The organism is Tenacibaculum sp. SSH1-16 (assembly GCF_040104435.1).
Taxonomy (GTDB): domain Bacteria; phylum Bacteroidota; class Bacteroidia; order Flavobacteriales; family Flavobacteriaceae; genus Polaribacter; species Polaribacter mesophilus.
In genome coordinates this window covers 97,057-123,289 of the sequence record NZ_JBECOV010000003.1, presented here as the reverse complement: position 1 = coordinate 123,289, position 26,233 = coordinate 97,057, and the positions used below count along the sequence as shown (strand labels likewise).

General features: G+C 30.3%; 29 protein-coding genes. 14 read left to right on the top strand and 15 right to left on the bottom strand.

Annotation, left to right across the window (positions count from 1 at the left end; translation table 11 throughout):
• The first annotated feature begins 37 nt into the window (after positions 1–37).
• Positions 38–712, top strand: coding sequence for a DUF2461 domain-containing protein (locus ABMY20_RS05505; protein WP_047788854.1), 675 nt, complete (start codon positions 38–40; stop codon positions 710–712).
• Here the strand turns inward: ABMY20_RS05505 and ABMY20_RS05500 are convergent.
• Positions 709–2,046 (bottom strand): MATE family efflux transporter, encoded by a 1,338-nt coding sequence (locus tag ABMY20_RS05500; RefSeq protein ID WP_073184089.1) that lies wholly within the window; start codon positions 2,044–2,046, stop codon positions 709–711. The two genes, ABMY20_RS05505 and ABMY20_RS05500, sit on opposite strands and share 4 nt — an antisense overlap.
• A gap of 89 nt (positions 2,047–2,135) precedes the next feature.
• On the opposite strand from ABMY20_RS05500, the gene ABMY20_RS05495 reads away from it, so the two are divergent.
• The 4 genes from ABMY20_RS05495 to ABMY20_RS05480 are packed head-to-tail and all read left to right on the top strand — an operon-like array spanning position 2,136 to position 4,764.
• Positions 2,136–2,522 (top strand): thioesterase family protein, encoded by a 387-nt coding sequence (locus ABMY20_RS05495; protein ID WP_349264808.1) that lies wholly within the window; start codon positions 2,136–2,138, stop codon positions 2,520–2,522.
• 35 nt (positions 2,523–2,557) lie between these two features.
• On the top strand, positions 2,558–3,676 hold the full coding sequence (locus ABMY20_RS05490) for a DEAD/DEAH box helicase (RefSeq protein WP_349264807.1): 1,119 nt from the start codon (positions 2,558–2,560) through the stop codon (positions 3,674–3,676).
• Positions 3,677–4,297: a trimeric intracellular cation channel family protein gene (locus ABMY20_RS05485; RefSeq protein WP_047788850.1), complete on the top strand. Its 621-nt coding sequence runs from the start codon at positions 3,677–3,679 to the stop codon at positions 4,295–4,297.
• A gap of 5 nt (positions 4,298–4,302) precedes the next feature.
• Positions 4,303–4,764 carry a MaoC family dehydratase gene (locus ABMY20_RS05480; RefSeq protein ID WP_167713852.1) on the top strand — a complete coding sequence of 154 codons (462 nt, stop codon included), beginning with the start codon at positions 4,303–4,305 and terminating at the stop codon, positions 4,762–4,764.
• A 50-nt stretch (positions 4,765–4,814) separates the two neighbouring features.
• On the opposite strand, the gene ABMY20_RS05475 is transcribed toward ABMY20_RS05480, so the two are convergent.
• Complete coding sequence (locus ABMY20_RS05475) at positions 4,815–5,246, bottom strand: hypothetical protein (RefSeq protein ID WP_349264806.1); 432 nt, start codon at positions 5,244–5,246, stop codon at positions 4,815–4,817.
• Between the two features lie 307 nt (positions 5,247–5,553).
• Positions 5,554–6,765 (bottom strand): RsmB/NOP family class I SAM-dependent RNA methyltransferase, encoded by a 1,212-nt coding sequence (locus ABMY20_RS05470; protein WP_349264805.1) that lies wholly within the window; start codon positions 6,763–6,765, stop codon positions 5,554–5,556.
• Between the two features lie 61 nt (positions 6,766–6,826).
• Between ABMY20_RS05470 and recG the strand changes: the two genes are divergently transcribed.
• Entirely contained in the window at positions 6,827–8,938 is a 2,112-nt protein-coding gene (gene recG, locus ABMY20_RS05465) for an ATP-dependent DNA helicase RecG (RefSeq protein ID WP_349264804.1), read from the top strand.
• A 12-nt stretch (positions 8,939–8,950) separates the two neighbouring features.
• Here recG and nhaA read toward each other — a convergent pair whose 3' ends face one another.
• From nhaA to ABMY20_RS05440, 5 genes are all read right to left on the bottom strand, one after another.
• Complete coding sequence (gene nhaA / locus ABMY20_RS05460) at positions 8,951–10,258, bottom strand: Na+/H+ antiporter NhaA (protein WP_231128414.1); 1,308 nt, start codon at positions 10,256–10,258, stop codon at positions 8,951–8,953.
• A gap of 148 nt (positions 10,259–10,406) precedes the next feature.
• Positions 10,407–11,930: a hypothetical protein gene (locus ABMY20_RS05455; RefSeq protein WP_349264803.1), complete on the bottom strand. Its 1,524-nt coding sequence runs from the start codon at positions 11,928–11,930 to the stop codon at positions 10,407–10,409.
• Between the two features lie 10 nt (positions 11,931–11,940).
• Positions 11,941–12,579, bottom strand: a complete 639-nt coding sequence (locus tag ABMY20_RS05450; RefSeq protein WP_073184078.1) for an SPOR domain-containing protein — start codon at positions 12,577–12,579, stop codon at positions 11,941–11,943.
• A 98-nt stretch (positions 12,580–12,677) separates the two neighbouring features.
• Entirely contained in the window at positions 12,678–13,481 is an 804-nt protein-coding gene (fdhD, locus tag ABMY20_RS05445; protein ID WP_159491128.1) for a formate dehydrogenase accessory sulfurtransferase FdhD, read from the bottom strand.
• Positions 13,482–13,647: 166 nt separating this feature from the next.
• The gene (locus ABMY20_RS05440; RefSeq protein WP_159491127.1) at positions 13,648–14,829 is read right to left on the bottom strand and encodes an RsmD family RNA methyltransferase; all 1,182 of its coding nucleotides are present in this window, start codon (positions 14,827–14,829) and stop codon (positions 13,648–13,650) included.
• Between the two features lie 134 nt (positions 14,830–14,963).
• Here ABMY20_RS05440 and ABMY20_RS05435 point away from each other — a divergent pair, with 134 nt between their 5' ends.
• Entirely contained in the window at positions 14,964–15,812 is an 849-nt protein-coding gene (locus ABMY20_RS05435) for an outer membrane beta-barrel protein (protein WP_047788841.1), read from the top strand.
• Positions 15,813–15,884: 72 nt separating this feature from the next.
• On the opposite strand, the gene ABMY20_RS05430 is transcribed toward ABMY20_RS05435, so the two are convergent.
• The 5 genes from ABMY20_RS05430 to ABMY20_RS05410 form a co-directional block, all read right to left on the bottom strand.
• Complete coding sequence (locus tag ABMY20_RS05430; RefSeq protein WP_047788840.1) at positions 15,885–16,571, bottom strand: hypothetical protein; 687 nt, start codon at positions 16,569–16,571, stop codon at positions 15,885–15,887.
• Positions 16,555–17,478: a hypothetical protein gene (locus tag ABMY20_RS05425; RefSeq protein ID WP_047788839.1), complete on the bottom strand. Its 924-nt coding sequence runs from the start codon at positions 17,476–17,478 to the stop codon at positions 16,555–16,557. Before ABMY20_RS05425 ends, ABMY20_RS05430 begins: the two co-directional genes overlap by 17 nt.
• A 301-nt stretch (positions 17,479–17,779) precedes the next feature.
• Positions 17,780–17,971: a hypothetical protein gene (locus ABMY20_RS05420; protein ID WP_047788838.1), complete on the bottom strand. Its 192-nt coding sequence runs from the start codon at positions 17,969–17,971 to the stop codon at positions 17,780–17,782.
• Positions 17,972–17,977: 6 nt separating this feature from the next.
• The gene (locus ABMY20_RS05415; RefSeq protein WP_047788837.1) at positions 17,978–18,352 is read right to left on the bottom strand and encodes a hypothetical protein; all 375 of its coding nucleotides are present in this window, start codon (positions 18,350–18,352) and stop codon (positions 17,978–17,980) included.
• Positions 18,353–18,390: 38 nt separating this feature from the next.
• On the bottom strand, positions 18,391–18,717 hold the full coding sequence (locus ABMY20_RS05410) for a roadblock/LC7 domain-containing protein (RefSeq protein ID WP_047788836.1): 327 nt from the start codon (positions 18,715–18,717) through the stop codon (positions 18,391–18,393).
• A gap of 451 nt (positions 18,718–19,168) precedes the next feature.
• Between ABMY20_RS05410 and ABMY20_RS05405 the strand changes: the two genes are divergently transcribed.
• Positions 19,169–19,825 (top strand): PAS domain-containing protein, encoded by a 657-nt coding sequence (locus ABMY20_RS05405; protein WP_159491124.1) that lies wholly within the window; start codon positions 19,169–19,171, stop codon positions 19,823–19,825.
• A 19-nt stretch (positions 19,826–19,844) separates the two neighbouring features.
• Here ABMY20_RS05405 and prmC read toward each other — a convergent pair whose 3' ends face one another.
• The gene (gene prmC, locus ABMY20_RS05400; RefSeq protein WP_047788835.1) at positions 19,845–20,693 is read right to left on the bottom strand and encodes a peptide chain release factor N(5)-glutamine methyltransferase; all 849 of its coding nucleotides are present in this window, start codon (positions 20,691–20,693) and stop codon (positions 19,845–19,847) included.
• 1 nt (position 20,694) lies between these two features.
• Positions 20,695–21,186 (bottom strand): GNAT family N-acetyltransferase, encoded by a 492-nt coding sequence (locus tag ABMY20_RS05395; RefSeq protein ID WP_349264926.1) that lies wholly within the window; start codon positions 21,184–21,186, stop codon positions 20,695–20,697.
• 52 nt (positions 21,187–21,238) lie between these two features.
• Between ABMY20_RS05395 and ABMY20_RS05390 the strand changes: the two genes are divergently transcribed.
• From ABMY20_RS05390 to ABMY20_RS05365, 6 genes are read left to right on the top strand one after another with little or no spacing between them, the layout of a single operon-like run.
• Positions 21,239–21,703, top strand: coding sequence for an LEA type 2 family protein (locus tag ABMY20_RS05390; protein ID WP_349264802.1), 465 nt, complete (start codon positions 21,239–21,241; stop codon positions 21,701–21,703).
• Between the two features lies 1 nt (position 21,704).
• Complete coding sequence (gene ribD, locus ABMY20_RS05385) at positions 21,705–22,742, top strand: bifunctional diaminohydroxyphosphoribosylaminopyrimidine deaminase/5-amino-6-(5-phosphoribosylamino)uracil reductase RibD (RefSeq protein WP_167714288.1); 1,038 nt, start codon at positions 21,705–21,707, stop codon at positions 22,740–22,742.
• Complete coding sequence (locus ABMY20_RS05380) at positions 22,735–23,346, top strand: HAD-IA family hydrolase (protein WP_159491122.1); 612 nt, start codon at positions 22,735–22,737, stop codon at positions 23,344–23,346. Before ribD ends, ABMY20_RS05380 begins: the two co-directional genes overlap by 8 nt.
• Positions 23,343–24,206, top strand: a complete 864-nt coding sequence (locus ABMY20_RS05375; RefSeq protein ID WP_073184053.1) for an EamA family transporter — start codon at positions 23,343–23,345, stop codon at positions 24,204–24,206. The genes ABMY20_RS05380 and ABMY20_RS05375 overlap by 4 nt, the downstream gene beginning before the upstream one ends.
• Positions 24,206–24,823 (top strand): YigZ family protein, encoded by a 618-nt coding sequence (locus tag ABMY20_RS05370; RefSeq protein ID WP_349264801.1) that lies wholly within the window; start codon positions 24,206–24,208, stop codon positions 24,821–24,823. The genes ABMY20_RS05375 and ABMY20_RS05370 overlap by 1 nt, the downstream gene beginning before the upstream one ends.
• A gap of 34 nt (positions 24,824–24,857) precedes the next feature.
• A complete protein-coding gene (locus ABMY20_RS05365; protein WP_167713841.1) occupies positions 24,858–26,198 on the top strand; it encodes a hypothetical protein in 1,341 nt (446 codons plus the stop codon).
• The last annotated feature ends 35 nt before the right edge of the window (positions 26,199–26,233 follow it).

Genomic DNA, 26,233 nt, shown 5'->3' with positions numbered 1-26,233 from the left:
TTTTTGTACCTTAGAAATTCTAAATCGCTTACTTACTATGCAAATAGAAAAACAAACATTTCAGTTTTTAAAAGACTTAAAAGAAAACAACAATCGCGAATGGTTTACAGAACACAAACCTCGATTCACAGAAGCTCAAAATAACGCAAAAGCTGTATACAAAACCATTCAAGATAATTTAAACAAGCATGATGAGATAGATAAGTTTAAGTTATTTAGAATTTACAGAGATGTACGTTTTTCAAAAGATAAAACACCATATAAAACACATTTTGGAGGTTCTTTTCATAGAAAGAAACCAGCATTAAGGGGAGGGTATTATTTACATATTTCCCCAGGCGATAGTTTTGTTGCTGGCGGATTCTGGGAGCCTAATAAAGAAGATCTTTTACGTATTCGAAAGGAATTTGAAGTAGATGCTTCTGAAATTAGAGAAATTTTAAAAGAAAAGAATTACGTACAACATTTTGGAGGTAAATTAGAAGGAGATGAGCTTAAAACAGCTCCTAAAGGATTTGATAAGCAACATCCAGATATCGATTTGATTCGCAAAAAAGGATATATAGCTATTCAACGTTTTACAGACAAAGAAGTATTAGCTCCCGATTTTCTAACAAAAGTAGATGACTCTTTTAAAGCACTTCGTCCTTTTTTTAATTATATGAGTGATGTGCTAACTACAAATTTAAACGGAGAGAGTATTTTAGATTAATTTAGGTGTAATCTCACTTCTCTTTTCAAATAAGCATAAGTAAGCACAGTGGATAAAACATCTGCAATAGGAAAAGACATCCATACACCATTTACGCCATAAAATTTAGGAAGTAAATACACTAAAGGAATTAAAAAGAACCCTTGTTTTAAAAGTGTTAATAATAGTGCAGGCAACGCTTTACCTGCTGCTTGAAAGTATGCTGATCCAATTAGTTGAGTGGTTATTACAGGTGTTGCCAAAAAAGCTACTATTAATGCATCTGGAGTAAGTTTTAATAGTTTTTCGTCTTCTGTAAAAACACCAACTAATTCAGTTGGAAATAGCATTATCAGAATAAAAATTAAAACAGCTATTCCCGTACCAAAAAGGATAGATTTATTTATAGTTTCCTTTACTCTTTCTGTATTATTGGCTCCATAATTATATCCTGCAATAGGTAAAAAACCTTGCGTAACTCCTAAAACAGGAAATAAAGCAAATAACATAACCCTATTAATAATACCATAGACTGCAATTGAAATTTCACCTCCATACTTAAAAAGAGAATAGTTTAAGACTATAGTTAATATACTTATTGTTCCTTGCCTTACTATAGTTACTCCTCCTAAAGACACAATCTCTTTTACAATAGAAAAATTCAATTTAAAATACTTCGGAATAATTTTTAATTCAGTCTTTTTTGAAATAAAAAACCAAAGAATAAATACTCCACTAACAGCATACGAAATAGAGGTAGCCAAACCTGCGCCGTACATTCCTAAATTCATAAACTTAATGAAAATAATATCTAAAAAAATATTAGCAATTGCAGGGAAGAGCATGGTAAGCATCGCATAATTAGGTTTCCCTACAGCTCTAACAACGGGGTTTCCCATCATAGCAAAAGCCAAAAACGGAACACCCCAAACAATTACATCAAAATATTCAGTAGCAGGAGTTATAATATCTCCATTAGCCCCAAAAAGTTGTAAAATAGGAATACTAAAAAATGTTCCTAAAAGAACAAATAAAACAGATAATACAATAGTTAATGAAATTTGATTCCCAAAAACTTCAAAGGCTTTATCTTCTTTATTAGCTCCTAAAGCTCTAGAAATTATAGAGCTTCCTCCAATTCCGACTCCCATACCAATCGACGAAATTAAAAAAGCAATGGGGAGTACTACAGTAATTGCTGCAATAGCGAGTACACCAATCCATCTCCCCACAAAAATGGTATCTACAATCATATTAATCGACATGACTAAAATACCAATAGAAGCAGGAATGGCTTGTTTTAAAATAAGTTGACTAATGCTTTTCGTACCCAGATCGTTGGCAATTGTATTCATGCTGACTAAATTAGTGTGAATTATTCATCCAAAAGAAAAACAGCGTTAGATTTAAGTAATAATTAACATCAATCCTGTAAGTTTGTCTTATGAATTTATTTGAACAAAAACATATTGTAACTCCAGAAGAAATAGATGAATACAACCATGTAAACAATGTGGTGTATGTACAATGGATGCAAAACATTTCAGATGCTCATTGGAAAGAACTTTCTAAAAACGTTCAAAACATCGATTATGTTTGGTTTGTTATTAGACATGAAGTTGATTATAAAAATCAAGCCGTATTAGGAGATGAAGTTACGCTTAGAACATGGGTTGGAAAAACAGAAGGGATAAGATCTGTACGTCATTTTGAAATGTATAGAGGAGAAACTTTATTAGTAAAATCTCAAACTACTTTTTGTTTGTTAGACGCTAACACAAAAAAGCCTAAAAGAATTACGAAAGAAGTAACAAACTTATTGTTACCGTAAAAGAAACAATATCTTTGCACTTATAAATTTATAGAATGACAACATTTACCGCATTAGGAGTACGAAAAGAATATGTTAAGGGATTGAAAGAGTTAGGAATAACAACTCCTACTGAAGTACAACAAGAAACTATACCTTATTTACTTGAAAATAATTCAGATTTTATAGGATTAGCACAAACAGGAACAGGTAAAACAGCTGCTTATGGCTTGCCTATTTTGCATAAAATAGATGCTTCAAAAGATAATGTACAAGCGTTAATTTTATCACCTACAAGAGAATTGGTACAACAGATAAAGAAACAACTATTTAAGTTTACAAAATATGTTGATGATAAAATTTTTGTAGAAGCAGTGTATGGTGGAGAAAAAATAGAGCGCCAAATCAACAATTTAAAAAGAACCACGCATATTATTGTAGCAACTCCAGGACGTTTGATTGATTTAATAGAAAGGGGTGATGTAAATTTAAAAAATATCAAAACCTTAGTACTTGATGAGGCAGATGAAATGCTTAGTATGGGGTTTAAATTAGAGTTAAATCGTATTTTAAAATATACTTCTGGTACTCGTAAAACATGGTTGTTTTCGGCAACAATGCCAGATGAAATTCGAAGCATTGTAAAAAAATACATGAATGCTTCAGCAAAACAAGTTGAAGTAAACAAAAATGTATTGGTGAATGCCAACATTACACATCAGTTTGTAACAACTACGATCCCTGAAAAAACCGATGTTATTATTAAGTTTTTGGAAAAAAGACATGCTGAAAGAGGAATCATTTTCTCAAGAACCAAAGCAGGAGCTCAAAAACTAACGAAAGAATTACAAGAAGATGGGTTTTCGGTAGAAGCTCTTGAAGGGGACATGCAACAAAAAGAACGTGATAAGGTAATGCGTGCTTTTAAAAATGGAAACCTACAAGTATTGGTGTCAACAGATGTTTCAGCCAGAGGAATTGATGTTCAAAACTTAGCTTTTGTTATTCATCATCAATTACCAGAACAACTAGAGTACTATACACACCGAAGTGGTAGAACTGCTAGAGCAGGGAAAAGAGGAGTTTCTTTAGCTTTAATTCTTCAAAATGAAAGAAGTCGTTTAGCTGAAGTAGAAAGAACATTACAAATACAATTCTCTGAAATATCAATATAAATGGATGTAATTTACGCCATAGACATTGCTGGAACTTTTGCCTTTGCTATTAGTGGAGCATTAGTTGCTATTAGAAAAAAGTTTGATGTTTTTGGAGTCATTATCATAGCTTTTGTGACTGCCGTTGGAGGTGGAATGACTAGAGATGTACTTATTAATGCACATCCTATAAACTGGATTGGAGATATTAACTATATCTGGACAATATTAATAGCTGTTGCTGCAACTTTTTTATTTCGAAGTAAAATAGCACCGTTAAGAAGAACAATGTTTTTGTTTGATACTATTGGTATAAGTGTGTTTACGTTATTAGGTGTTCAAAAAGGAATAAATTTTAATTTACATCCATTTGTAGCCTTAGTTATGGGAATGTCTTCCGCAGTAATGGGAGGTGTAATTAGGGATGTGCTAACAAATGAAATTCCGTTAATTTTTCATAGAGAAATATATGCGTCAGCCTGTTTAGCAGGAGGTATTGTATACCTACTTTTATATCCTTTAAACATCAATGAAGATGTACTTTTTGTTATTTCTGCAGGAATAATTATTCTTGTAAGAACAATTGCTGTACAGTATAAATTGGAGCTTCCTCGAATAAAAAAAGATGTATTTGGTAAATAAAGGATATGAAAAAATTAGTTTTTGAAAATTTAAAAGAACTTTCTAATATAGAAGGAAAACAGTTACCGGTAGGAGAGTGGTATACTGTAACTCAACAAATGATTAATGATTTTGCCAATGCTACATTAGATAAACAGTGGATTCACATCGATGAAGAAAAAGCTGCTAAATATTCTCCAACAAAAACAACAATTGCACACGGATTTATGTCTGTTTCTATGTTGTCGGAGTTAATTTCTAAACAATTTGAAGTAAAAAGTGTAACTATGGGGTTAAACTACGGATTGAATAAAGTTCGTTTTCCTAATCCTGTACCTGTAAATAGTGAATTACGTTTAATTAGCTCTGTTAAACTAATAGAAGACTTTCAAAAGGGTAAAAAGTTAACTTTTGATTGTACGATAGAAATAAAGGGACAGGAAAAACCAGCCTGTGTTGCCGAATTTATTTTTGTTCTATTTGAATAAAAAAAGCTGCCTTAAGAAAGACAGCATTTAAAGTTTTATATTTCTTAGTATTATGACAACCAGCCTTTCGCTATTGTCTTTTTTGAATACATTAATAAAAACACACCTATAACAATTACCATTATAGGCATTATAATGCTTCCAGGTCCGTATACTTCAGCTGCTCTACTCATAAATAAGTTATACGACATTTGAACTACAATAGCTATTAGTGAAATTAAAAACATAGGTCTTGCTAACTTTTTTCTCATTAATAAAAAAGCACTACCAAGTAATCCTCCAAAAACGGCTATAGCAAAAGCAGCGGTAACCCAAGTAGGAACATTTTCATATAAAGCCCTTTCTGCTTCAGGTAAAGCAGCTCTGACTTCATCTGTCATGTAAGCTTGACCAATATAAGACATAACACCTAGTCCATTCCAAACTAAGGCTGCAATACTAATAATCCAAAAAAGTGTGGCGGGTTTGTTTGAATCTGTCATAAAATATAGTTTTTTAGTTAGTTACTGTTAAATGTAGTTATAAATAACTCAAAATCCAAAACAGACTGTAAATCAAAGGGTAGTGTACAAGTAAAAAAGAAAGTGATTAGCTTGTAAATAGTAGGCTTTCATAAAATAATGTTAAAGACTAGTAATTAGTGTAACGACACAAGAAAATAGTCGTCATATAAACATATAATTACTTAACAAGTAATGTTTAGTGATTAGTTAGTTTTTAATAGTTGATTGAAAGGAAAGGCTCGAGATATTATCCCGAGCCTTTTTTAATATATTTTATTTTTACAGCTTACTTTCTTTCTAATAAAGCCATATAAAATCCGTCGTAACCAGATTTATGCGATAGTACTTTTTCGTCTTTTATAAATTTAAAATCTTTTCCTGCATCAGAAGCTAAAAAGAACTCAACTTGTTGTTGATTTTCTGAAGGTAATACTGAGCAAGTGGCATATACCATTTTCCCACCTGACTTTACCATTTTAGAGTATTGTTGTAATACTTCTTGTTGTGTACCACGAATTTTATCTAAAAACTCAGGTTGTAATTTCCACTTACTGTCAGGGTTTCTTCTAATTACTCCTAAACCTGAACATGGAGCGTCAATTAATACTCTATCAGCTTTCCCTTGTAACTTCTTAATTACTTTTGTTGAATCAATTACACGAGTATCAATATTATGAACTCCATTTCTACGAGCGCGCACTTTTAGTTTTTTCAATTTACTTTCGTAAATATCCATTGCTATGATTTGTCCTTTATTTTTCATTAAAGAAGCCAAGTGTAATGTCTTTCCACCAGCACCAGCACATGTATCTACCACTTTCATACCTGGTTCTACATCTAAATAAGCAGCTACTAATTGTGACGAAGCATCTTGAACTTCAAAAAAACCTTTTTTAAAGGCTTCTGTTTTAAAAACATTCGCCCTTTCTACTAATTTTAAAGCATCATCATATCCTTTGATAAATTCAGTGTCAATTCCTTCAGAAGCTAACTGTTTTTGTAAATGAGCTTTGGTTGTATTTAAAGTATTTGTACGTAAGATAACTTCTGCTTGTTTGTTTAAAGCAGCTATTTCTTTGGTCCAAACCTCTTCACCTAATTCTTGTACACCTACTTCATCAATCCAGTCAGGAATAGACTCTCTAAATTTTCTTGTTTTTAATAGCTCATCAAACTTACCTTTAATTCTTCTAGTAGGGGTAGGTTCTATTTGATTCCAATCTGGTAACTGAATTCCTTTTAGTACACACCAAACAGCAAATAATCGCCATAAATCAGGACGAGAATACGGTGCTTTTACATTTGCTATTTCTGCATATAATCGTTTCCAACGAACCACATCATAAATAGTTTCAGCAACAAACTTTCTATCACGTGCTCCCCAGCGTTTATCTCTCTTTAAAGCTTTTTCAACAGCTTTGTCTGCATACACATCTTCATTAAAAATATCGCGTAAGCTATCAATAACCGCGAAAACTAAATTTCTATGTAATCTCATTTGATGAATTTAAGAGTGCAAAGATAGTTGATTTTAATGGCTTTTTGTATTTTCGTTCTTAATGAATTTAAACCACCCCGTAACATATATAAAAGGAATTAGTGTTGCCAGAGCAGAGTTACTATTTACCGAGTTAGGTATTAAGACTTGTAATGACCTGTTGCATCTTTTTCCGTTTAGATATATTGATAAAACACAGTTTTATACGATTAATCAGTTGCAACAAAACTCTGCTGAAGTACAAATAGTAGGTAAGATTACGGGCGTAAAAACCGTAAAGCAAAAAAGAGGAAGTAGGTTAGTGGCTACTTTTTCAGATGCTACAGGTACTATGGAATTGGTTTGGTTTAAAGGTGTAAAGTGGATTAAAGATAGTTTAAAAGTAAATACTCCATATGTTATTTATGGGAAATTAAATTGGTATAATGGAACTCCTAATATGCCACACCCAGAAATGGAAACAGTAAAAGAATACAAAAGCAAGCTACAAATGGCTATGCAACCGGTATATCCTTCTACTGAAAAATTAAGCACGAAAGGAATAAGTAACAAGGTTATGCGTACGATGATTCAAAACTTGTTTCAACAAGCGTATAATGAAATAGAAGAAACTTTTCCGGCTTATTTTATTGAAGAATATCAATTCTTAGGTAAAAAAGAATCGTTATTAAATATTCACTTTCCTAAAAATCAAGAATTATTAGCCAAAGCGCAATATCGATTGAAGTTTGAAGAATTATTCTTTATTCAGTTACAATTACTACAGAAAAAACTCATACGAAAATCAAAACTAAAAGGATTTGTTTTTGAACAGGTAGGAGAGGAGTTTACCAATTTTTACAACAATCTTTTACCTTTTGACTTAACGAATGCTCAAAAGCGAGTATTAAAAGAGATTCGTAAAGATGTAGGCTCTGGAGCACATATGAATCGATTATTACAAGGTGATGTAGGTTCTGGAAAAACGATTGTAGCACTATTAACTATGTTGTTAGCTATTGATAATGGTTATCAAGCTACAATTATGGCTCCAACTGAAATTCTTGCAACACAGCACTATAATGGGATTATAGAGTTATTAGAGAAAACCGATATTAAAGTTGAATTATTAACAGGATCTACCAAAACAAAAAAACGTAGAGAAATTCATGAAAGCTTACTAGATGGTTCTTTGCATATTTTGATTGGCACTCACGCTATTTTAGAAGAAAAAGTACAGTTTACAAATCTAGGGATTGCTATTATTGATGAGCAACATCGTTTTGGAGTAGCACAGAGAAGAAAGTTGTGGGAAAAAAGTTCATCTGATGGAAGAGCTATTCCTCCTCATATTTTGGTGATGACTGCGACACCTATACCAAGAACATTAGCAATGTCGGTTTATGGTGATTTGGATATTTCTGTGATTGATGAATTGCCTCCTGGTCGTAAAGAAATTAAAACTGTACATCGCTATGATAGTAATCGTTTAGGTGTTTTTAAGTTTTTGAAAGATGAAATTGCTAAAGGGAGACAAGCTTATGTGGTATATCCTTTAATCCAAGAATCTGAAGCGATGGATTACAAAGACTTAATGGATGGATATGAAAGTATTTCTAGAGAATTTCCTTCTCCTAAATATCAAATTAGTATTGTTCATGGTCAAATGAAACCTGCTGATAAAGACTATGAAATGGAACGTTTCGCAAAAGGAGATACGCAAATTATGGTAGCAACTACGGTTATTGAAGTAGGAGTGAACGTACCAAATGCTTCAGTAATGGTTATAGAGAGTGCTGAACGTTTTGGATTAAGTCAGTTACATCAATTGCGAGGTAGAGTAGGACGTGGAGCTGAACAGAGTTACTGTATTTTATTATCGAGTTACAAATTATCTTCTGACGGAAAAACTCGATTACAAACTATGGTAGAAACTACAGATGGATTTAAAATTGCTGAAGTAGATTTAAAACTTCGTGGTCCGGGAAATATTATGGGAACACAGCAAAGTGGAGTGTTAAACCTTAAAATAGCAGATGTTGTTAAAGATAGTCCAATATTACATGTAGCACGTAAAGCTGCCATAAATTTACTTCATGAAGATCCTAATTTATCAGAAATAAAAAATTCCAGCTTGCTGAAAGCTTATGAAAAGCTTAGAAAAACAAGTGGAATTTGGAGTAATATAAGTTAGAATTAAGCACTATTAACTAGTACTTAATTCTTCTTTTTTGTTTTGATCGTTTTTATCAACATCACTTTCACTTTTATTGTATCTTAATATTAGGTATCCTATTATAGCAGATACAAGAGAACCTAGTAATACACCAATTTTAGCAGACCCTAGGAACTCTGGACTTTTAGCAAAAGCCAAACTAGCAATAAATATAGCCATAGTGAACCCAATTCCTGCTAAAAACGATACACCTATAATATGTCTATTATTTATATCTTTAGGAACCTCAATTATTTTAAGTTTTTTAACGGTAGTAATTATTGTAGTAATTCCAATACTATTTCCAAGAACTAAACATAGAGCGATGTTTATTATTAAGGAGGTGTCTAAGTTAGCATCACCATCTATTAAAACTCCTGCATTAGCTAAAGCAAAAATAGGGATAATTGCATATGCAACTATATCATGTAGTTTATGCTCTAACAATTGTAAAGGTGACTGATAATCTTCTATCCAATGATCTAAACTATCTATTTCTGCAACTTGTTCTTTCGATAATATAGGTTTAGAAGAAACTTTAGCCCCTTTGATATTATCCATTATTTGTGATAAGTGTGCTATAAACTCAGGAGTATGTACTTTTTGTCTAATAGGCACAGCAAAAGCCATTAATATACCTGCAACTGTTGGGTGTATACCTGCCTTAAGGAATAAAACCCAAATTACAGTACCAAACAAGAAAGTTATATATTTTGAGTAAAAACCTCTGTAAGCTATAAAATATAAAAAGGCTAACAAAGCTAACGCTATAGATATTAAAGTTATATTTATACTAGCACTATAAAATAAGGCAATAACTAAAACAGCTCCTATATCATCTACAATGGCAAAAGCTGTTAGGAATACTTTTAAACTAAGAGGTACTCTTTTACCTAGAGTATTTAATACCGCTAAAGAAAAAGCTATGTCTGTTGCCATAGGTACCCCCCAACCATGTGCTGTATCAGCACTTTTATTTAAGAAAACAAAAAATAAAATAGGAAACAACATTCCACCAAGAGCACCGAAGAGAGGAAAAGCTAATTTTTTGGTAGAATTTAACTCTCCAATTAAAAACTCTCGTTTAATTTCTAACCCTATTAAAAAGAAAAATACAGCCATTAATCCGTCATTAATCCAAAGAATTAAAGGTTTATACAATTCAAAATGTTCTGATTTAAAACCAATTTTGTATTCCCATAAAGCATTGTAACTATCTTTAAAAGGAGAATTTGCTAAAATAAGAGCAAGTAAAGTAGCTCCTAAGAGTAAAATACCACTTGCACTTTCAGTTTTCATGAAATTTTGGAGTGGAGATATAATTCTTTTTTTTATCATGTTTATGTATATAGATTGTTACTTACTTTTTTAGTAAAAAGTAAGGTTATTAATTTTTTTGTTTCAGAAAGCGAAGATAATTCATCAAACTTTAACGAAAAGTTAAATTTTAAAACTTTTTAACACTTAAGAAGGAGAAATTATATGAAATACCTAAATTTAGTTGGGTACTACTTAAACTTCCACCTTTAGCTTTTACATAACCTGCTCCTAATCTTAAATTTAACTTATTGGTAAGTTTTTGATTAACTCCAATACTAGGTTTAATAATTAACCCTTGTCCTGTGCTTATACCACCACCACCAGCTGCACCTCCTAGAATCTGTGCAAAAAATGTTGTTCTTTCTTTAAAAAAGCTATTAGTTTGCAGTCCTAATCCTACTATACCTTCTGCATAAGCGCCAGCATTACCAAAATTAGCAAAAGAAGTTTGACCAGCAGCATATAAATATTTATTTAAGAAAAAATTTAACTGTAATGATATTTGATGCATGTTTTCATTATGTCCTTCATCTCTTGCTGCATTAACATATAAGTCTTGTTTAATAATAGCATCAAAACCTTTAAATTTTCCTCTTGAAAATTCTCTTTCGTCTGATAAAATTCCATCTCTATCTACATAGTATTTTAATCCTAGACCAAAAGTAGAAGAAACAAAATGAGAGTCGGGACTCATCATATATCCTTTATTGATTGAGGCATATACATTATCGAATAGTTTTTGTTCTAAAGAGATATCTGGATAAATTAAAAAACCGCCTTTAGTATCTACTCCACCACCACCACCGGCTCCTAATCCGAATTTAGCTAAAATATTTGTACGGTTTCTATTCATTGATAAATGATATCCGCCACCCAAAAATACATCCATATACCCAGCTTTTATTCCATGATATGCGCCATCAGCTTTAACAAAAAAGAAAAAATTATCTGTAAAATAAGAGTTTAATTCAAATCCTGCTAAACGTATTGTATTTCCTTCATAAGAACCTTTGGTTACCTTAGCGTTATTTAGGTGAACTAATAATGAAATTCGATTACTAAAGATATTCCAAGAACTTTGTCTTAAATTTTCTATAGAAAAATTACTTTCTCTATTTTTAAAACTTGTTGTTTCAAAAGAAAGAGGTACTTGTATTGCTACATTAAACTGGCTATTATTTATGGTTCCACCATCAAAAAAGTCAACATAACTGTATCCTGCAGTTGCAGAAAAGTGTTTAAAATCATATCCTAAATTAAGATGAGGAAGTATAAAAGCTCCTCCACCATCAGGGGCAGATGCACCACCACCACCACCAAAGTGAATTCCAGCATCAATAAAAAAGTTATCGGTTATTTTTTGTTGGATTCCAGCATTTACACCTAAAGTAAAAAAGCCTCCTCTAATACCTCCAATAGCACCATATAAACCAACTCCAGCATAACTCCAATCATTTAGTTTTAGATTGTAGTGAAGCCCTGTATAGTCCATATTTTGTTCTCCTTCAGGCATTTTAATTGATAAGAAATCAATTTGACCAAAACCAAACTGTGTTTTTCTTTCAGGAATGGTATTTGTTTGCGCGTAAAAAAAATGAACACTCATTAGTAAACTTACTACGAGTGCTCTTTTAAAAATAATGTTAAGCATTAAATTTTATTTAATTATGTATTTTTTGACGTTCACCGTTTATGTATGAAGCTACAAAAGCATCATTAAATCCTATTTTAATTAATTCTTTTTGTAAATCTTTAGCTTCATCTAGGGTAGTATATAAACCTAAAGAGTACTTAAAATAGCCATCATTAGTTGTAACTGTTGAAGGAATAACTTCTGAAGACAATAAAGGGTATTTGTTTTCAGAAAGTACTCCTATTTGTACAGAATAAATAGTTTTTCCATTTATGTTTTCTGTCACTTCGTTTGTAATAGTTTCAGTGTTTATATTTGATGATATGTCATTAATGTTATCTGAAGACTCTTCATTATTTCTAGCAGCTCTAGCTTGCGCTCTATTTATGCTGTCTAAAACTCTGTAAGCTTCTTTCTTTTTTATAGACTCAACGTCTAAGTTGTTAATAGCGCTATCACCACCATTTACATAAAAATAATATGCTGCCCCTAAAGCAAGACCTAAAAGCAAACCTAAAAAAATAGGCAGAGTTTTAGAACTCTTTTTTAAAGCAGCCAATTCTTCTTGTGTACTGCTTAATTCACTTTCTGCTTCTTCTCTTTTTAATTTAGCATTATCTAAGTCTTCTTGTATTAACTTAAACTTTTCTTCTTCTATAAAAGGCATAATATGGGTTGATTAATAATTATTAAAAGCACTAAAATACAAATCTTTTTTCATTCATAAGTTTTAAAGAGTATAATAGAGCTTCTAATTGATAACTTCTATAACTCGTGAGGGGTAGAATAAACAGTCATTTTATTATTTCTACTAAAACCAATAAGGAAAATTCCAAATTCTTTTGCAAAATCTACAGCTAAAGAAGAACAAGCGGAAACTGCTATTATTATTGGTATTTTAGCTAAAAAAGCTTTAGAAACTATTTCATAAGAAACTCTTCCGCTAACTAACATATAATTAGCTTCTTTTAGCTTGTTTTTATTGATTAAATCACCAACACATTTATCTACGGCATTATGGCGACCAATATCTTCTTTTATAGTTAATAATTTTTTATTGGTGTTAAAAATAGCACAAGCATGACTACCTCCTGTAGATCTGAATAAAAATTGCTTCTTGTTTATTTCCAGAAACATAAAATGGATTTCTTTAACTAAATCTTTAATATTATTGGCAGAGTTTCTTTTTAAAGACTTTCCTTTAATTTTTAAATCTTTTAATTCCTTTTTTCCACAAATTCCGCATGAAGAAATTGATAAAAGAGTACGTTTATTTAAATATCCTTTTCCTAATTTATTTTTTAAAATTTCCAAGTTTATAACTGTAGAAAAGTCCTTCTCTGTTTTTATTATGTTTATTTTAACTCCATCTTTATTTTTGTAGATGTCTTCAGCATATAATAAGCCTCTTACTAATTCTTCATCGTTTCCAGGAGTTCTCATCACTACTGTGTATGGCTCTTTGTTAATGTTTATTTGTAATGGAGCTTCTATTACAAGAGTGTCATCAAATTTTTCTAAAGAATCAATAGAAAGTTTAATAGATTGGTAGCTTTGTGTCTGTTTCATGATGATAGCAAATGTATGTAAAAAAGTAAGTAAAAAGAAAAGCCCTGACATTTAAGAATCAAGGCTTTTGGTATGTTTTATCGCCCCTAAACAATAAAACATACCTTTTGATAGGGGCTTTCTATCAATTAAATAAACGATAAATTACGAATAATAGTATTGGATACTAACCATTTTTCGTGCAGTCAATAACTATAAGTTCATTGTTTAGGTTTGTGGTAAAAAATAAATAAGTATTTCCACCGTCTTTTAATTTTGTTTCTTTTCTAATTTGAGCTACAGTTTTTGGGAAATTACGTGTTGTAATGTTTGCCTTAGATTCTGTTATTTGTTTCTTTATTCTTTTTTTATTGTAAGTAAATACATTGTTGATGTTAAAGATTCTTCCGGGGAAATCTTCAACTAAATTTTCTGAAGTATAAAGATGAGAATGTTGATGTAGTTTACCTATTTTTTGTTGATTTGCTACTTCGTTAAATCCTCCTGATTTTAAAATAGCGGCATTAGGTTCGTAAAGATATTTTAACGGTAGAGAATATTCAGGTTTTATTTTGTTTTTTAAACTGAAATTAAAAATTTGATAATTGTTTTTCAGTATATTACATGTTTTTATATCAACAGGTACTTTAATGTCTTTTTTTAATAAAAAAAGTAACTCTTTTACCTCATTATTAACTGCTATAACATGAATTTCTTTTACAAATTTCAATTCATTTATAGTTGATGTAATGTCTAAAATTGGTGAGTTTTTAATAAGAATTGTGTTCGACTTTTCAAATAAAAAATCTAAATTTTCAGGTATATTTGGTATACAATCACTCAATAAAAAAACTTTTCCTTTTTTTTCGTTTCTTCGAGAAGGATCAATATAAATACAATCGAATTTTTCAGAAGTATTTTCTAGATATTTTAATCCGTTTGTAGCTATAGTTTCAATGTTAGACACTTTCATTTGCTTATAATTGTATGAAACAATTTTTGAAAGTTTTTCATTTAGCTCGCAATGTATAACATTTTTAAATTGTTTTGAAAAAGCATAACAATCAACACCAAAGCCTCCAGTAATATCTATTATTGACTCTCCGTTAATTAATTTAGACTTGTAATGAGCAGTTATTTCAGAAGAAGTTTGTTCAATACTTAGTTTAGGAGGATAATAGATGTTTTTTGTTTGAAACCAAGTAGGTAGTTTTTTTTCAGATTTTTGTTTCGCAATGATTTGGTTGGCTAATTCTTGAATAGAGATTTTTTCAAAAGGGCTTCCTTTAAAAATTAATTGCTCTATATTGGATGTTAGGTTATGGTTAATATAATCCTGAACCTCAGTATTTAAAATGTTTTTATTCAAAAAAGAAGTGTTTTTTTAAATGCTTTTTACTACAATAATACTAATAATTTAACAGTTATAAAGTTTTGTTAATCCTATATTTTCATTAGGTTTGTTTACTTAATTATCAATTTAAAGTTAACAAATAATTTATTATGAAAAAAAGTATTTTAATGCTTGCTATGATTTTAGCAACAATGAGTGTAAGTGCTCAGTTTTATGTTTCTGCAGCAGGAGGGTATTCAATTTCTAGTGCTGGTGTACGTTTTGGTACTGAAACTACTGCAGCTGGAGTAGAGAACACTTACGGTAGTTATGGTGAAGGACTACATACTCAATTAAGAGGAGGGTATTTTTTTAACGACACTTTTGGTGTTGAAGTTGGTGTTGGATACTTAAATGGAGCAGATCAAACTTCTCTTTTAGTTGATTTACCTACACAAGCTCAATATATAAACATTGAAGCTAGAGGTAAAGCTTATGGGGCATCTGCTTCGTTAGTTTATAAATTTACTAATAATATCTATGGACGTTTTGGGGCCTTGATTAAGGTAGGAGGAAAAACTGAATCTGATGGGAAAATAAGAATGGCATTGTCTCAAACAGAAATGCTTAATGTAGATTATACTCAAGATTACAAGGGCCGTTTGCCATTAGGTTTTATAGGTGCTGTTGGATATAAGTATGACTTAAGTGATAAAGTATCTCTTTTTGCAGAATTAGAATACATGGGAATTAGTGTTACTAGAGATACTTCAGAAATTACTGAATTTTCAGCAAATGTTAATGGAGAAGCAAGATCTATAGAGCAAGTAAAAGCTATTTTTGCTAATCACCCTAATGCTCAATACAATCCTTTAGCTGCTGTATTTAATAAAAATATAGAGTATGTTGATGAGTTACCTTTTGGTGCAAATCCAGCTGGAGAAAAGCAATTATCTCAAAAAGTTCCTTATTCTTCTTTTGGGATTAATATTGGTGCTACTTTCTATTTCGGAAAATAATTCCTGTATTATATAAAATAAAAAGAGCAGCAAAATTGCTGCTCTTTTTATTGTTTGTAAGTTTCAATAATGTTAATTATATGCTTTTACATCTCCCATATCTAGAGTACCAACTGGCATTTCATGTTTTGTTGGTAGTATTGCTCCAGATTCAGTTGTGACCCAATCACTCCATGTGGCTTCCATTCCGCCTGTTGGGATTATAGAAACCCACATTTTATAACTGGTAGGCCTGCCGTTTTCGTCTAAAATCCATAGATAAGAATCTCCCGGAGTTGATCCTCCCGTGGTATAAGTAATCAATAAAGCGTCTTTACCTTCATATTGTACAATTCTTCGCTCAATTCCGTTTTCAAATACTTTATAAGGAGCTACTAACCAAAAACTATCATTGTTAAAGTAGTCTATTGCTTTTTGAAGTATTTCATTGTTCTTAACTTCTTTTTCATTTACTAAAACAACACTTTTTTCGGGGCTTTTTGTATGCAAGATTACTTTATTGGTATCCCACGATACTTCGACAATATTTTTTTGTTTGTCCCATTTATAAAAATGCTTTCCTCTAAAACTCCATTCAATAAAACGAGTATCTTTATAAGCTTCATAATTCAATGCTTCAAGCATTTTAGTGGCTAAAGCATCTGCTTTAGCTCCTTGTTTGCCTGTAGGAAGACTTTCGTTGTTTTTAAAGTAAAAAACAGCTAGTATAATAGCTCCAATTAGCAATAATATACCCAATGTTTTAAATAATTTCTTCATTTCTGTTTGTTAATGTTAATTGTTTAATTCCTTTAGCTAATTCATCTGCTGCTGCAGGGTTATTTCTAAACCAAAGTTCAGGCTCAATTAGCTCTAATTCAGCAATAGCTAATTTACCATTATTATCAGTAAAAACATCAACACGTGCATAAATAGGAGGTTCTATACAAGCTTTAACAGCATTTTCAGCAAATATAATTTCTTCTTTAGTAGGAGTGTAGTTATGAACTGAACCTCCGAAATCGTCTTGTACCCTGAAATCTCCTGGTTTTGCTATTTTTAAAATAGCATGTGTAAATTTACCGTTCATGACCATTAATGAAATTTCTCCTTTTTCAACTATATTATACTGAAAAGGCTGAATAATCATAGCTTCTTCTATAATTAACGAAGAAAAAGTCTCTTCATATTCGTTTATATTTTCTAAATTGATTTTGTAAGTGTGTCTCGCAGCACCAGAAATACAAGGTTTTAAAACAAAATCTTTTAAATCATACTTTAGAGAAAGTTCTTTTAATGTAGATTGTGTTCCTTTTTCAATGAAATAGGACTCACAAATATGAACTCCGTTTTGTTGTAAGTCTTGTAAATAATGTTTATCAATATTCCAACGAATAATTTTCTCTGAGTTTAACAATGTTGTTTGTTTACTTACAGTATTTAACCATTTTGAAAATTCAGAAAATCTATCAAAGTAATCCCAAGTGGTTCTAAATAAAACATATTTTGTTGTAGACCAATCAAAAGTAGTGTCATCCCATGAGAGACGAGCTACTTTTAAACCTTGATTTTCAAGGGCTATTTTGACATAATTGTCTTCGTCTAATACATTTTGTGTATAGCTGTCAATATTTTTAGGGTTTACATATCTCTTATCAGTGAGAATAATAACATCGTATTTTTTCATAGATGCAATGTAGTGGTATTTTTAAAGTTGTAAAATGCTTATTTATACATTTTATAATATTTTATTACGTTATTTGGTGCTTTTACATCTTAATTCATAAGATAAAAAAGTTGTTTTTTTGTAGAGATGCTTATAGAGAGTAGTTTAGAAGAGAGGGGATGTAGTATTTACTATACTTATTAAATCTAGGTACTTGAGGTGAGTATATTAACAGAGATAAATAGTTTAGAAGTTATAATAATAGAGATAATCTTGTTATTATTAATGTTTAAAAACAAAAAAAAAGCGCTTTAAGCGCTTTTTAAAACATATCTTTTACTAAATCGTTCATACTATCATATTCTTTGAATAAAAATCCAAAAAAGTCACTGCCTTTTTTCTTGTCAGATTTTAACTCTCCTTCAGAAAACCTATATTTTCTAAATTCTTTTATTTTTTTGTTAAGCTGTTTTTTTAAAGACTTATCAATAAGTAAATGATTTACGTTTTTCATAACTTTTTATAAAGCGTTATTTAGGTCTACTTTGTATTTATTTAATAAAGCTTTAGTTATTCCTAAGTTAGCGTCTTTAGAGTCTACAGCCAAATAAACAAAATAAGCACCACTAGGAGCAATGTTAATAATATGTATTTGACTAGATAAGGTTATGGTAATATCTTGAATTTCTTCATTTAAACCTAAAGCTTCAATAGCTTTTAATTTAGCTTTTACTACTTCTAAATTATAAGCTGAAGCTAAATTTGGGTCAAAGCTCTCATCTTTTGTAAATGAATCATAAGCTTCACCAGAACTAACATCGGTAACAGATACAGCAACAAACCCAGGAACATTACTTTTTAGGTTTTCGATAAAATCATTTAAAATTTCTTTCATTGTAAAAATGGTTGTTATAATAATTAATTAAAAAGTATTTATTGAAGGGCTATTTTTTTTAAGGTCAATTTAATCATAGCTAGTTTAGAAACATCATTAGTCAAAAGGCAAATAGTATGATTATCATATTTGTTGATAATAATAAGTCCGTCGTTTGATGTTAAAACTAATTGATTGAGACTTTTAGAGTTAAGAGTGTCTTGGAAAAATTCATCAGCCATGGTAAGAATAACATTAGCCATAGCTGCAATATTGTTTTCTTTAGAGATATTATAAAAATCAACCACGTGTCCTTCAGAGTCAAAAACAATTCCTTTATCTGCCTCTGATTCTTTTATTAACGTTTGTAAGTTTGCTTTCCCCATTTAAGTTTTTATAACTATTTTTTTGTTTTCCGTGTCTCTTCACTATACCTAAGACACTAATATTTTAAAAGGGTCACAAAAATAACATGTTATTTTCGTTTTTTTTTTTTTTAATTTTTTTTATGATTTTTTTAACAATTTTATAAGCGTAGAAAACAATTAGTTAACCAAAAACAAGTGTTAAGAGATGAATTGCTTTTTTTTAATAAAAAAATAATAAAATAATAACACTATAAAATAATAACACTTTTTAAAGTATGATATTTATCATATTTATAAAAAAAGATGCTTTTTATGTTTGTATCAAGCTGTGTTAAGGTTATCTGTGAAATTATTAAGATTACTTCTTTTCATAGTTGTGTATTTTTTTGATGCTCCCCCGCAATCTGTATAGTATTAAAACTTAAAAACAACGATTTATACCTTACAAACTCAAAAATCAATTAATAATATGACAACTAATAATTATCAAAAAAAATGGGATTCTCAAACAGGGGAGGATCAAAAAAGAAAACCAAAATTACCAAAACCAGTACCTATTGATACTGAAATTAAATTAAATGATAATGCTATACTTTTGAGTATAACTGATACTAGAGGTGTTATTGAATATTGTAATGAAGATTTTGTAAATTCATGCGGATACGAAGTTCATGAGTTAGCAGGATCGGGACATAACATTGTTAGACACCCAGATATGCCAAAAATTATATTTAAGCTAATGTGGCAAAGGCTAAAAGAAAAAAAGAATATGGTAGCCTTTGTTAAGAATTTAGCTAAATCAGGAAGGTATTATTGGGTTATGACAGACTTTATTGTTAAAGAAAATGAAAAAGGAGAAGTAACTCATTATAAAGGTATAAGAAAGGCTGCACCTAAAAAGGCTATAAATGAAATAACCCCCTTATACAAAAAGCTTTTAGAAATAGAAGGATTAAAAGATGTTGAGGCTTCTGAAAAGTTCTTAACTGGTTTTTTGGATGCAAAAAATACAGATTATGATACGTATGTAGAATATTTAATATCTGATTATAACGATTTAAATATGTTTATAAAAGATAATACAAAAAAAGGTTCGTTTTTTAAAAGATTTTTTGGTGTAAGTTAAACTCAATGAATAAGGGAAGTTATAAACTAGCTTTAATCATTCTATTATTACCGAATAAATCTTTTCTAAGTTCAACTTTAGTAAAACCTTTATCTTTTAACATTTCAACAGTCTCTTTACTTAGATATTGATTAATTTCAAAAAAAAGTAGTCCGGTTTTAGTTAAACTATTTTTAGCTAAATCGGCTATTTTTTTATAGAAAAGCAATGGATTGTCATTTTCTACAAACAAGGCTAAGTGTGGTTCGTTTTCTAGTACATTTTTTTTTATTTCATTTTTTTCTAATTCACGTACATAAGGAGGATTAGAAATAATAATATCAAACTTATTACTCAATTTCTTAGTTTTTAGAATATCTTGATGTATGAATGATACTTCAACTTTATTTAAGATTGCATTTTTCTCTGCTACTTTTAAAGCTTCTTCAGAAATATCAATAGCGCTTACACTTGTTTTAGATACGTGCTTTTTTAAACTGATAGGAATACAGCCTGTTCCTGTTCCAATATCAAGAATAGACAAGAGTTCTTGTTTTTTATTTATTTCTTGAATAACCCATTCAACTAACTCTTCGGTTTCAGGACGTGGAATTAACGTGTTTTCATTTACCATAAAAGGAAATCCATAAAACTCTGTTTTACCTAATATATATTGAATAGGTTCTTCTTTTTTTAGTCGAAGTAGGGCTTCATTTAATAATGTTTTCTTGTTTGAAGGAATTTCAAAATTAGGTCGTAACGTGAGATCTATACGTTGTAAGTTTAAATATTCATCTATTAAAAAAAAGAAAAAAGTATCAATCTCCGTTTGTGGATAAACTGAAATCAATTGCTCAGAAAAGTATGTTTTATATTGTTTTAGTAGCATTTTATAAATCTTTTAGCATCCAAATATTACAAGAATAATGGCCTGTTTTTCCTAGTGGTTCTTCTAAATCTATAAAGCCATTTTTTCTATATAGTAATGTTGCAGTTTTCATATATGGCAAAGTTTCTAAATAACACTGTTTAAAACCTGCTTTTTTAGCTTTATTCAAACAGAAACCTATTAATTTTCTACCAATACCTTTTCCTCTCGCTATTGGTAAGAAATACATTTTTTGAAACTCACAAATACTCCCCTCAAAATTATCTAATTGAGCAAAACCAGCTCCTCCTACAACAACACCATTATGTTCTACAACAAAATATCCAGCCTTTTCTTTTTGGTAGGTCTCATACATTTCATCAGTAGCCTTATCTTCATAAGCGGTTCCTACTTTTGGAGCTCCAAGCTCGATTAATACTTCACGAATAACTTTAGCCATTTGGGCATTATCTTGTGGTTTTATTTCTCTAATAATAAAATCAGATGGTGTCATAGGAATATAGTACTTTTGCAAGAGCAAAGTACCCAAAAAAACACGAGTTTTCATGAAGAAATTCATTTATTTTTTACCTTTTTTATTGCTAATTATTAGTTGTTCAGTAAAACAAAAACCGATTTTTTTAAAAGTTGATGATATAAAACTTTTATCCGTTTCTACAGACACGATTAGAGTTGGTGCCAATGCTTATTTTGAAAACCCTAACGATATAGGTGGTAAAATAGCTACTGATGAAATTAAAGTATTAATTGATGAAGTAGAAGTAGCACAGGTTTCTTCTGAAGAGTTTAAAGTTCCAGCTCGTAAAGAATTTCATATTCCACTAAAAGTGGTAATTCCTTCAAAAAGAGTATTTGAAAATAATAAAAACGGAATTTTAGGAGGTGTTTTAAACTCTTTAATAAATCAGCGTTTGAAAATTCATTTTAAAGGAGATTTAAAATATAAGGTTTTAGGTTTTTCACATGTATATCCTATTGATAGAGTAGAAAATGTAAAAATTAAATTCTAGCATTATGAATCATGAATTTTACATAGTACGCTGCCTAGAATTAGCTAAAAAAGGAATAGGAACTACAAGACCAAATCCATCTGTTGGAGCTGTAATCGTTCATAATAACAAAATAATAGGAGAAGGGTTTACATCTCCTTATGGAGGTCCTCATGCAGAAGTTAATGCTATAAATGCTGTTCAAAATCAAGAGCTACTCAAAGAAGCCACCATTTATGTTACGTTAGAACCATGTTCTCATCATGGAAAAACACCTCCTTGTGCAGATTTAATAATAGAGAAAGGAATACCTGACATTGTTATAGGGTGTGTAGATACAAATAGTTTAGTAGCGGGTAAAGGTATAGAGCGACTTAAAAAAGCTGGTAGAAATGTAATTGTAGGTGTTTGTCAGAAAGATTGCATAGAGCATCACAGACGTTTTTTTACCGTTCAAAATAAAAAACGTCCTTACATTATTTTAAAATGGGCTGAAACGAAAGACGGATTCATAGCTCCTTTGACCAAAGATGAGCAAAAACCAGTATGGATTTCTAACCAATATTCTCAACAGTTAGTCCATAAATGGCGTAGTGAAGAGCATGCTATTTTAGTTGGAACGAATACGGTAATTGCAGACAATCCGTCACTGACAGTTCGTAATTGGAAAGGAAATAACCCTATAAGAATTGTTATTGATAAAAACTTACGAATTCCGTCAGAAGTAACTGTTTTTGATGGAAATGTAAAAACAATAATTGTAACAGAAGAAAAGAAAGAGGAAAATCAACATGTCATTTACGAACAAATCGATTTTTCTTTTCAAGTGGCGGAACAAATTTGTGAAGTATTGTATAAACACCAAATACAGTCAGTGATAATTGAAGGTGGTGCTAAAACATTACAAACATTTATCGATGCAAATTTATGGGATGAAGCTAGAGTTTTTATTGGAGATGTAGTTTTTGGAGAAGGAGTAAAGCATCCAATTTTTAACGCTAAGCTATCTTCTGAAGAAAAAATAGATAACGATACTTTAAGAATATATAGGAATGATTAAAAATATCATTTTTGATTTTGGTGATGTATTCATCAATTTAGACAAAGAAGCAACATATAAAGAATTAGCAAAATTAGGAGTTACTGAAATTTCTGAAGAAATGATGCAACAATATTATCAGTATGAAATGGGATTGATATCCACTGATGAATTTGTGTCCTTTTTTCATGATAAATTCAATATTTCAAAAGAAAACTTAATCCGCTCATGGAATGCTATTTTATTAGATTTCCCTAAGCATCGATTGAGTTTTTTAAAAGAATTAGCAGCTAGTAACCAGTATCGATTGTTTTTACTAAGCAACACTAACGATTTACATATTTCTTGGATTCAAAAAGATTGGGGCGAAGAGTTGTATAACGAATTTAAAAGTTGTTTTGAACAGTTTTACTTATCACACGAAGTTAATTTCAGAAAACCAAATGCTGATATTTTTGAGTTTGTGTTACAACAGAATAGTCTACAAGCTTCTGAAACCTTTTTTATAGACGATACCAAAGAGAACACTGACACTGCACAACAATTAGGAATTCAAGTGTGGAATAATTGTCCAAAAACAGAAGATGTGGTTGATTTATTAAAAAGAAAAGAATTTATAGCGTGATATACTTAATTTTTAGCATTCTTATCTCTAGTTTATTATTTGTAATTTTTAAACTCTTTGATGTTTATAAAATAAATACATTACAAGCTATTGTTTTAAATTATGCTGTAGCACTATCTTTTGGTTTTATACATACAAAAGTTTCCATACCTATTATGGATATACCAAATCAACCCTGGTTTTTTGGTGCTTTTATTTTAGGTTTTTTATTTATAGCTGTATTTAATGTAATGGGAGTTACGGCACAGAAAAATGGACTCTCAGTAGCTTCAGTTGCAGGTAAAATGTCGGTAGTAATCCCTGTAATAATTGGAATCTTTTTATACAATGAGAGTATCGGATTAGTTAAAGCTATAGGGATAGTTTTGGCATTGATAGCAGTATATTTATCTTCGGCAAAAAGTGATACTTCTTCAGTAAAATTTAAAAACTTGTTATTTCCTTTATTACTTTTTTTAGGGTCAGGGAGTATTGATACATTATTAAAATATACGGAAACTACTTACGTACCTAAAGAAGCATTACCAATGTTTTTATCAACTATTTTTGGATGCGCTTTATTTTTTGGTTTTTTTATTTTAACAGCTCAGTTACTAAATAAAAAAGGAGTATTTGAATGGAAAACGTTCCTTGGAGGGATTGCTTTAGGAGTCCCCAACTATTATTCTATGGAATTTTTATTAAAAGCATTACAAACAAAGGGGCTTGAAAGTTCTACAGTTTTTACCATAAATAATGTGTCTATAGTTATATTAACCACCGTGTTTGCTCTTACATTTTTTAAAGAAAAATTGGTCAAAAAAAATTGGCTTGGTATTGGGCTTGCCATAATTAGTATTTTATTAGTAGTTTCGGCATAATGAATGAAGAAATAAAAGACACTTACAAAACAATTACCAACCCCTCTGAGGAAACCTTATTTAAAGACCGAAACAGTAAGTTTTTTGGGTATGCTTTTCCTGTTTTTACTGAGGAAGATATTAAAGAACGTTTAGAAGAACTCCGTAAACAACATCATACTGCACGTCATCATTGTTATGCGTGGCAATTGGGAACAGAAAAGATTCGTTTTCGTGCTAATGATGATGGGGAGCCGAGTAATTCAGCAGGGCAACCAATTTATGGACAAATACAATCTTTTGATGTAACCAATATTTTAATTGTTTCTGTACGTTATTTTGGAGGAACCAAACTTGGAGTAGGAGGATTAATTAACGCCTATCGAGCTTCAGCGCAATTAGCTTTAGAAGCCTCTGAAATTATTGAGAAAACCATAGATATTCATTATAAGTTAAAGTTCGGGTACGATATGATGAATAAAGTACAACGTATTATCAAAGAACGAAACCTAGATATTATTAATCAAAAATTAGAATTAGACTGCGAGTATACCATTTCAGTACGTAAAAAAGAAGCTGAAAGTATTTTTGAAGTTTTTGATAATCTGTTTAAGGTGGAGATTAAATTAGTAGATTAAACACTAATAGAGGCTTTGAAAAAAAATGAAGTTAATGAGAAAAAATATTATCATCCTCTTTTTAATGGTTTTACCCATTAAGAGCATAAAAGCTCAAAACTTTTTGTATAATACTGAACAGTTTGGTATACGAGGATCTATGTTAGGAGGTGCTATAACTGCTGGAGCAGATGATGAAAGTATGACTTTTTATAACCCTGCAGGAATACACAAAGTTCCTTCTCAAGTAAGTATATCTCTATTTCAGCCTGTAATTCGTAGCTTTGGTTTTAATAGCTTTTGGGGAGCAAGGGAAAGCAGCGAAATAAATACTAATTATGGGCTAAAACCTTCTCTTATATCTTTTAAATTTAATTTAAAAAATATTGAATTAGCATTTATTAAAATAAGTAAAAGCGAGTTAACAGATTTTTTTAATGCAAAAAGAGAAACCATAAACAGTAACCTTTTAAATACACAGTACTTTGAATATGAATATAAAGGCGAAGATGATTGGTTTGGAGTTGGAACAAGTTTTAAATTAACATCAAATATTTACCTAGGTATTAGTCAGTTTCTAAGTATTTCTAACTTTGAATATAGAAATAAAGTATTTTTAGAAGAACTAAATACAGCTAATAACACTTCTAATAGCTACTTTAACTCTGAACAAACTAGCAGTTATGATAACACAGGTTTTATAACTAAAATAGGTTTTTTATACGATACTAATAAACACGACTTTGGTTTTACAATAACTACTCCAAAGTATTTGAGAATTTTAAAAGATGGATATTATACAGGAGAATTAACCAGAATAGATAGTGACCATAGTTTAGGCAGGCAAATTGTAGATAATGATATATCTCCAGAGATACGAACTCCTTGGGAGTTTTCTATCGGATATAGTTTTCTAGTAAATAAAAATAGTAAATTATGGTTAAGTACCAGTTATCACACTGGAATATCTGATTATAAAGTCGCAAATATAAAATCCGGAAACTCTGCTTTTTCCTGGGTCAATGGTAATAAATCAGTTATTAACTTTGGAGTAGGGTATTCACATCAAATAAGTCCAAAATTAGAATTATCAGGAGGTTTTAGAACAAATAATTTAGCCTACGAAAACAAAAAGGTTTCATTAACAAAATTGAGAAACACTATTTTAGATGGAAATCAGATACACTTTGTAATTGGAACTAAATTTAAATTCAAAAGACACGACGTGCTTTTAGGGTTAGACTGGGGAACTATTTATGATACTCCAAACAAAACTAGCTTTGAATATTTACAAGATATTGCTGAATTATCTCCAAACTTGAATGGGCTGACCAAACAAAATATAACTATTCTATTAACATATAGGTTTATTATAGATGAATTAATAAAGCTATAATATATCTTAACTTACTTAAGCTCAAAACATTTTAG